The organism is Streptomyces sp. NPDC007095 (genome assembly GCF_040634475.1).
Lineage (GTDB): Bacteria > Actinomycetota > Actinomycetes > Streptomycetales > Streptomycetaceae > Streptomyces.
Window position 1 is genome coordinate 1 of record NZ_JBEYFS010000346.1, and the last position, 8,271, is coordinate 8,271.

Sequence of the window (8,271 nt, forward strand, 5' to 3'; positions counted from 1 at the left end):
TGCGTTTCCGACTCTATCAGACCGTTTCCCGATCCGATTTCCTCGGTGCTTTCCAGGTTCTCGCTCTCGCGTTTCCCTTTCCGGCGGTTCCGACTCTATCAGATCCTTTCGGGCCTGATTCCCAGTCAGCGGGGCTTGTCTTCCCGGCTGTTGGGCCGTTCCGACGTCCCAAACTTTAGCGGATCCTCTCGGCAGTTCCTAATCGGACCGCCGCGTCCCAATCGAAATTGAATTCGGGCACGCCGAATTCACCCGTTTGGGAGATCGTGCTGGTGGTTTGAGTGCCGCTACTGCGGCGGAGGTGCTACCGCAGAACCGTTACGGCCCCGTGGCAACTCGAAGAACCTTACGGATCCGGCAGGGTGATGTCAACCATCCCTGTCAAGATCTTTTATTCGAGGTCGCTGAGCCGGCCGCCCGCGTCGGGCTGGGCGTGCTCCACGCGTCGTAGGAGACGCGTCAGAACCTCGCCGAGGACACCACGCTCGTCGGCGGACAGGTCCTGGAGGAGGTCCTCCTCGAAGACCGCGGCCAGGCGCATGGCCTCCAGCCACTTCTCGCGTCCCTCGTTCGTGAGCTCCACGATCACGCGGACGCGGTTCGACTCGTCGCGCTCCCGGGTGACCAGACCCTCCGCGACCATCCGGTCGATCCGGTGGGTCATCGCGGCCGGGGTCAGACCGAGCCGCTTGGCGAGGTCGCTGGGGCCCATCCGGTAGGGCTCCCCCGAAAGGACGAGGGCTTTGAGGACCTCCCACTCGGCGTTGCTGATGCCGAGGGTGGCGGTCTGGCGGCCGTAGGCGACGTTCATACGGCGGTTGAGGCGGCCGAGGGCCGACACGATCTTCTCGACCTGGGGGTCCAGGTCCCGGAACTCACGCTGGTAGGCGGCGATCTGTTCGTCGAGTGTCGGCTCGGTAGTCGGCGCAGTGACGCCGGGGGTGTCGCCCATGTCCGAAGTATCGCACGGGCTCGCTTGGCGTTGAAGTCCTTCGAGCTGTACAGTTCAACATCTAACTTTAGCTTCGAAGTCTTCAGGGATGCATCCATGCATGCCGAAGCTTCACTACCAAGGCAGGTGAAAGTGACCAGGGCGATGGGCGCAGCGATGCGCCGGATCCACGTGGGCAACGCACTCGGAGCGTTCGGGCTCGGCTTTACCGTCCCCTTCCTCTACGTCTATGTGGCGCAGGTACGGGGACTCGGCTCCATGACGGCGGGCCTCGTGCTCGCCGTCTTCGCCGTGGCCGCTCTCGTGGTGCTGCCGTTCGCCGGGCGGGCCATCGTCCTGCGCGGCCCGCTGCCGGTCCTGCTCACCGCCCTGGTCACCGCCGCCTTCGGGGCGCTGAGCCTGGGGCTCGCGAGCAACGCCACGGCCGTACTGCTGTCGTCGGCGGCGCTCGGTGCGGGACAAGCGGTCATGCAGCCGGCGCTGGCGACGATGATCGTGGACTGCTCGACGGCGGACACGCGGTCGCGCGCCTTCGCGACGCAGTTCTTCCTGCAGAATCTCGGGCTCGGCGTGGGTGGCCTGATCGGCGGCCACATCGTCGACACGACCCGCGCGAGTTCGTTCACGCTGCTGTTCGCGATCGAGGCGGCGATGTTCCTGGTGCTGGTCGTGATCATGGCGACCGTACGGGTGCCGCACGCGCCGCGGATCAAGGGGGACGCGCCGCGGGCCGAGGGGGGCAGCTGGAAGCAGTTGCTGGGCAACCGGGCCATGGTGCAGCTGTCCGTGCTGGGCTTCGTGCTGTTCTTCGCCTGCTACGGGCAGTTCGAGTCGGGGCTGTCCGCGTACGGCGTCGAGGCGGCCGGGATCTCGACCTCCGCCCTCGGTACGGCGATGGCGGCGAACACGGCGATGATCGTGGTGGCGCAGTTCGCGGTGCTGAAGTTCGTCGAACGCCGGAAGCGGTCGCGGGTGATCGCGGCGGTGGGCCTCATCTGGGCCGTGGCGTGGCTGACCGCCGGGTACGCGGGGCTCGGACACGGCAGCCAGACGATGGCCACGGCGGCGTTCGTCTCGACGTACGCGCTGTTCGGACTCGGCGAGGCGATGCTGTCGCCGACGGTCGCCCCGCTGGTCGCGGATCTGGCGCCGACGGGACTGGCCGGCCAGTACAACTCCGCCTTCGCTCTGGTGAAGCAGCTCGCGCTGGCCGTCGGTCCGGCGGTGGGCGGTCCGATGGGGGCATCGCTGCACGGTCCGTACGTCGTGACGTTCCTGCTCTTCTCCCTCGGCATCACGTTCCTGGCGCTGCGGCTCGGGCGGCAGCTCAGCCCCGTACAGAACCAGCCTTGGCTGGCGAAGAGCCGGGTGGTGGCCCAGGGCGGGGCGGCACCCGCGGAGCCGGTACGGGCAAGCGCCTGACGGAGGTCTGTACGACGTTCGTACGACGGCTGCCACCACGTTTCACCGTGGTGGCAGCCGTTTCCTGTTTCCCGAGGAACACACCTGGGGGCAGGGGTCAGCCGGCGGGGCGTGGGAGGGCGAACTCGCACCAGACCGCCTTCCCTCCCCCGGGCGTACGCCGCGACCCCCAACCGGAAGCGATCGTCGCGACGATCGCGATACCGCGCCCGGCCTCGTCGGCGGGCTCGGCGCGACGCCGCCGCGGCAGATGGTCGTCGCCGTCGGTGACCTCGATGATGAGGCGGCGGTCGGTACGGCGCAGCCGGAGGCGCATCGGCGGGGTGCCGTGCTGGAGGGAGTTGGCGACCAGTTCGCTGGTGGCGAGGACGCCGAGGTCATGGAGGTCGGACGGGAAACGCCAACTCGTCAGCACGCCGGAGGCGAAGGCACGCGCGCGCGGAGCCGCTTCCACCCCGCCCAGCAGCTCCAGGGCCGCGTTGCGGAAGAGCTCGCCGTCGGGGCCCGTACGGGCGGGGTGCTGGAGGACGAGGACGGCCACGTCGTCGTCATGGTCGGCGGTGACGCCCGCGGAGCGGACGAGGCGGTCGCAGACGACCTGGGGAGTGCCCGTCGCCCCCGCGAGGGCGCGCTCCAGGGACGCGATCCCCTCGTCGAGGTCCTCGTCCCGGCGCTCGACAAGGCCGTCGGTGTAGAGGACGGCCGTGGAGCCGGGTCCCAGCGGGATCGAGCCGGAGGCGTGCATCCAGCCGCCGGTGCCGAGCGGCGGCCCGGTGGGTTCGTCGGCGCGGATCACGGTGCCGTGCTCGTCGCGGACGAGGATCGGGAGGTGGCCCGCGGAGGCGTAGACGAGCCGCCCCTCGTTGGGGTCGTGGACGGCGTATGCGCAGGTGGCGATCTGGTTGGCGTCGATCTCCGTGGCGAGTCCGTCGAGGAGTTGCAGGACCTCGTGCGGGGGAAGGTCGAGGCGGGCGTACGCGCGTACGGCGGTGCGCAGTTGCCCCATGACGGCCGCGGCCCGCACTCCGCGGCCCATCACGTCGCCGATGACGAGTGCGGTGCGGCCGCCGCCGAGGGTGATCACGTCGTACCAGTCGCCGCCGACCGCGGCCTCGGTGCCGCCGGGCTGGTAGGTGGCGGCGACGCGCAGGTCGTCGGGTTCTTCCAGCTCCTGGGGGAGCAGGGAGCGCTGGAGGGTGACGGCGGTCTCGCGCTGACGGCGCTCGCTGGCGCGCAGTCGCTCGGCGGCCTCGGCGTGGTCGGTGACGTCGGTGGCGAAGACGAGTACGCCGCCGTCCTGGCCGTCCGGGGTGGCGTCGACGGGCGTGCAGGTGAAGGTGTACGAGCGGCCGCCGGGTGCTTTGCGGGACTTGACCGTGCGCGGCTTGGCGCTGCGCAGCACCTGGTCGAGGAGCGGGAGCAGGCCGATCTCCGCGAGCTCGGGCAGCGCCTCGCGTGCGGGTTCGCCGACGGGTCGGGCGCCGAAGGCCGCCACATAGGCGTCGTTGACGTACGCCACGCGGTGGTCGTGGCCGTGCACGAGGGCGACGAGGGCCGGGACGCGGTCGAGGACCTCGCGCACGGGCAGGTCGTCGACGGCGGGGACGGGCGGCACGTCGTCGGTCAGCTGCTCGGCGCGGGCCGCGGGCACGGAGCCCTCGCCTCGGCGGTCCGGGGAGGCCGTGTGTTCGGTTCGCGCCGCGGCGCGGCGCTGCGTTCCGGGGAGCCGGGCGCTCCAGCGGGTGAAGTTCACCGAATCCTTGCCTCGTGATTGTCGTCTCCGGTCGGCTCCGGATCCGGCCGGGGGTCCGGCCCGCGGCCGGAGCCACTGGAGCGCTGCCTCCCTGATCGGAACCCGGGAAATGCGGCGCTGGGGAAGAAGCCTGTGGGTGCGAAGAGCGAACCGTCGGCCCGCCCAAGGTCGGGACCAGTCTGGCCGACCGGACCGACATCCGTCAGACGCCTGCCTGATCGGTGGAGTTCCTGGGTCCGTTCAGGACGACCCCTTCGGGTCGAGCTTCGGGTCGATGGGATGCTTTCCACCGGCCGCGAGTTCGAACTCCGCTCGAGGATGTTCGAGCGATCCAAGGGACACGATCTCCCTCTTGAAGAGCCCCGCCAAGGTCCATTCGGCGAGCACGCGGGCCTTGCGGTTGAAGGTCGGGACCCTGCTCAGGTGGTAGACGCGGTGCATGAACCAGGCAGGATAACCCTTCAGCTTGCGCCCGTAGACGTGTGCGACACCCTTGTGCAGCCCGAGGGACGCGACCGAGCCGACGTACTTGTGGGAGTACGTCTCCAGGGGCTCGTCGCGCAGGGAGTGCGCGATGTTGTCGCCGAGGACCCTGGCCTGGCGCACCGCGTGCTGGGCGTTGGGCGCGGTCTCCTTGCCGGGCTCCTCGGCGGTGACGTCGGGGACGGCGGCGGCGTCTCCGGCGGCCCACGCGTGGGGGGCGCCTTCGACGGTCAGCTCGGGGGTGCACTTGAGGCGGCCGCGCTCGTTGAGGGGGAGATCGCTGGCGGCCAGGATCGGGTGCGGTTTCACGCCGGCGGTCCACACGACCGTGCGCGTGGGGAAGCGGGCGCCGTCGCTGAGGACGGCGATCCGGTCCGCGCAGGAGTCGAGGCGGGTCTCGAGGCGTACGTCGATGTTGCGACGGCGCAGCTGGGTGACCGTGTACTTGCCCATCTCCTCGCCGACCTCGGGGAGGATGCGGTTCGAGGCCTCGACGAGGATCCACTTCATGTCGTCGGCGTTGACGTTGTGGTAGTAGCGGGCGGCGTAGCGGGCCATGTCCTCGAGTTCGCCGAGCGCCTCCACGCCCGCGTAACCGCCTCCCACGAAGACGAAGGTCAGGGCGGCGTCGCGGATCGCGGGGTCCCGGGTGGAGGAGGCGATGTCCATCTGCTCGATGACGTGGTTGCGCAGCCCGATGGCTTCCTCGATGGTCTTGAAGCCGATGGCGTAGTCGGCGAGTCCGGGGATCGGGAGGGCGCGTGAGACCGAGCCTGGGGCGAGGACGAGTTCGTCGTACGTGATCTGTTCCGTGCCCGCCCCCTCCTCGGCGGTGGCGAGCGTGCTGAGCGTCGCGGTGCGCTTGGCGTGGTCGATGCTGTGGGCCTCGCCGACGAGGATCCGGCACCCGTCGAGGACCCTGCGCAGCGGGACCACCACATGGCGCGGCGAGATCAGGCCTGCGGCGGCCTCGGGAAGGAACGGCTGATAAGTCATATAGGGGTCGGGGGAGACGACGGTGATCTCGACCTCGCCCCGATTCAGTTCCGGCTTCAACTTTCGTTGGAGGCGCAGGGCGGTGTACATCCCGACGTAGCCGCCGCCGACGATGAGAATGCGCACAGGTTCCTTCACCATCCCATGACGCACCCCGCTCTTGAGTTTGTCCACAGGCTCGACAATTTGTGTGACCGACCGCCGGGGGCCCGAGGGGTTGGCCGGTTTGCCGGAGTGCAGGAAGAGTACGCAGGTCAGCGGGGGTGTTCGAGGGGTTCGGAGGGGGTTTAATCGGGAGGTAACCGACCCGTACTCCGATCGGGGGGCGCTCCGTGCGGAACCTGCCCCTTCTGAATTGACCCCCACTCAACTATGTTCGTGTGTCGACGGGGTGTAGGGGGATGCGCTCGACGAGTCCGCACGACGGGCTCGTGAATCAAGCTTGTTCCGCACGCTCCGGCTTCCAATGGCGGGGAGAGTCTCCGGGGGGAGACGTCATTACCGGGGGAACGCTTATGCACATTCAGGACTCTCATTGGTCTTCCGCGTCTGCCATCGCGTCCGGTGGCACGATCGGCGCGGCAACGGGCGGCAATGGCCGCGGTCCGGTGGACGGATCGCGGACGACGCCGCTACGGGTGGACGCACAGCGCAATCTGGAGCACGTACTGCGCGCGGCGCGCGAGGTCTTCGGCGAGCTGGGGTACGGCGCGCCGATGGAGGACGTGGCGCGGCGCGCCCGGGTCGGCGTCGGCACGGTGTACCGGCGCTTCCCGAGCAAGGACGTCCTGGTCCGTCGGATAGCCGAGGAGGAGACCTCCCGGCTGACCGACCAGGCGCGCGCGGCGCTCGGTCAGGAGGACGAGCCGTGGTCGGCGCTCTCGCGCTTCCTGCGTACGTCGGTGGCCTCGGGTGCCGGGCGGCTGCTGCCGCCGCAGGTGCTGCGGGTCGGCGTCGCGGAGGAGGGGCCCTCGGCGGACGAGGCGCGGGTGCCGCAGCAGCGGTCCCAGCTCGCCCCCGAGCTCCGGCTCGTCGAGCAGCGGCCGTCGCCCGAGGAGGAGGCCATGGCCGCGGTGGCCGACGACGCCGGTGCGGCCGCACTGCTCGACGTGGTGGGCCGGCTGGTGGATCGGGCGCGCGCGGCGGGCGAGCTGCGGGCGGACGTGACCGTGGCGGACGTACTGCTGGTCATAGCCACGGCGGCGCCCTCGCTGCCGGATGCCGCCCAGCAGGCCGCGGCCTCGGCCCGGCTGCTGGACATCCTGCTGGAGGGGCTGCGCTCGCGGCCCGCGTGACGGTGGCCGGGGTGACGGATTCCGAGGGGACGGAACTCGGGGTCCGCACATTCCGGGCCATAACGCAACTGCCTTATGGGGAGCGTTTATTGACTATTCACCAAACAAGTGACCACTAGTGCTGTCGTGTGGCAAGTCCCCACGGACGAGTGGTTGGTCCGTGCGGTGGGGTTCCGCCCCTGAAGCGTGTGGCACTCTGTCCCGGTATTCGGGTCCGAGTGTGCAGGCGGGGGCTTTCCGCGATGAGCGTTGACGGGCGGGACGAGTCACTCGGTGACGGTGGCGCGGAGGCCGGCGGGTCGCCCTCGCGGCAGGTGCCGAGCCAGGGCGGCCCGTCGGGCATCACCTCGGAACCCTCGAGTACGCCGGGTGCTTCAGGCGCTTCGGGTGGTTCAGGCGGTTCGGGCGCTCCAAGGGACCCCAGCGTCCCGGCGCAGCGCGACCGGTTCGACCGGCGTGACGTCGGGCACGTCCTGCCGCCCCCGATCGAGCTGCCGCCCTCCGACGCCGATCTGATCGGGCGGATGCGCGCGGGCGACGACACGGCGTACGAGGAGTTGTACCGCCGTCACGCCGAAGCCGTCCGTCGCTATGCCCGCACCTGCTGCCGGGACGCGCACACCGCGGACGACCTCACCGCCGAGGTGTTCGCCCGCATGCTCCAGGCGGTCCGGCGCGGCCACGGCCCCGAGCACGCCGTACGCGCGTATCTGCTCACCACGGTCCGCCGCGTCGCCGCGAGCTGGACGAAGTCCGCGAAGCGAGAGCAGCTGGTCGACGACTTCGCGGTGTTCGCCGCACAGTCCTCCCGCACCTCCGAGGTGTCCGACGACGACACGCTGGACCTTGGCGCCGACGTACGGGCGATGCACGAGGCCGAGCAGTCCATGGCCATGCAAGCGTTCCGGTCGCTGCCGGAGCGCTGGCAGGCCGTGCTGTGGCACACGGAGGTCGAGGACGAGTCCCCGAGCGAGGTCGCCACGCTCTTCGGGCTCGACGCCAACGGCACCCGCGTCCTGGCCAGCCGCGCCCGCGAGGGCCTCAAGCAGGCCTACCTCCAGGCACACGTCAGCATCACGCTCACCATGGACGACGAGTGCGCGCGCTACGCCGACCGGCTCGGCGCCTACGCCCGGGGCGGCCTGCGCACCCGGGCCGAGCGCGGACTGCGCAAGCACCTGGAGGAGTGCGCCAAGTGCCGGCTGGCCGCGGGCCAGATCAAGGAAGTCGCCAGCGGGATCCCCGCGGTCGTGCCGGTCGCGGTCATCGGTTGGTTCGGTGCCGCCGGGTACGCGAAGGCCGTCGCGCTCATCGCCGGTGGCGCCGGAGCGGGCGCGGCCGGGGCGGCGGGCGCCGCGGCGGCGAGCGGC

At 70.5% G+C, this 8,271-nt stretch carries 6 protein-coding genes; 3 read left to right on the top strand and 3 right to left on the bottom strand.

The window, feature by feature from the left end; genetic code table 11:
- Positions 1-391: 391 nt before the first annotated feature.
- Complete coding sequence (locus ABZ656_RS54065) at positions 392-952, bottom strand: MarR family transcriptional regulator (RefSeq protein ID WP_101404229.1); 561 nt, start codon at positions 950-952, stop codon at positions 392-394.
- A gap of 144 nt (positions 953-1,096) precedes the next feature.
- Between ABZ656_RS54065 and ABZ656_RS54070 the strand changes: the two genes are divergently transcribed.
- Positions 1,097-2,374, top strand: a complete 1,278-nt coding sequence (locus ABZ656_RS54070) for an MFS transporter (RefSeq protein WP_360279539.1) — start codon at positions 1,097-1,099, stop codon at positions 2,372-2,374.
- A gap of 97 nt (positions 2,375-2,471) precedes the next feature.
- Here the strand turns inward: ABZ656_RS54070 and ABZ656_RS54075 are convergent, their stop codons facing one another.
- On the bottom strand, positions 2,472-4,127 hold the full coding sequence (locus ABZ656_RS54075) for a SpoIIE family protein phosphatase (protein ID WP_360279542.1): 1,656 nt from the start codon (positions 4,125-4,127) through the stop codon (positions 2,472-2,474).
- Between the two features lie 240 nt (positions 4,128-4,367).
- Entirely contained in the window at positions 4,368-5,747 is a 1,380-nt protein-coding gene (locus ABZ656_RS54080; RefSeq protein ID WP_101404226.1) for an NAD(P)/FAD-dependent oxidoreductase, read from the bottom strand.
- 374 nt (positions 5,748-6,121) lie between these two features.
- Between ABZ656_RS54080 and ABZ656_RS54085 the strand changes: the two genes are divergently transcribed.
- Both ABZ656_RS54085 and ABZ656_RS54090 read left to right on the top strand, forming a co-directional pair.
- Positions 6,122-6,901 carry a TetR/AcrR family transcriptional regulator gene (locus tag ABZ656_RS54085; RefSeq protein ID WP_101404225.1) on the top strand — a complete coding sequence of 260 codons (780 nt, stop codon included), beginning with the start codon at positions 6,122-6,124 and terminating at the stop codon, positions 6,899-6,901.
- A gap of 242 nt (positions 6,902-7,143) precedes the next feature.
- Positions 7,144-8,271 (top strand): sigma-70 family RNA polymerase sigma factor (locus ABZ656_RS54090; protein WP_360279546.1); only part of this gene is annotated, 1,128 nt, incomplete at its 3' end.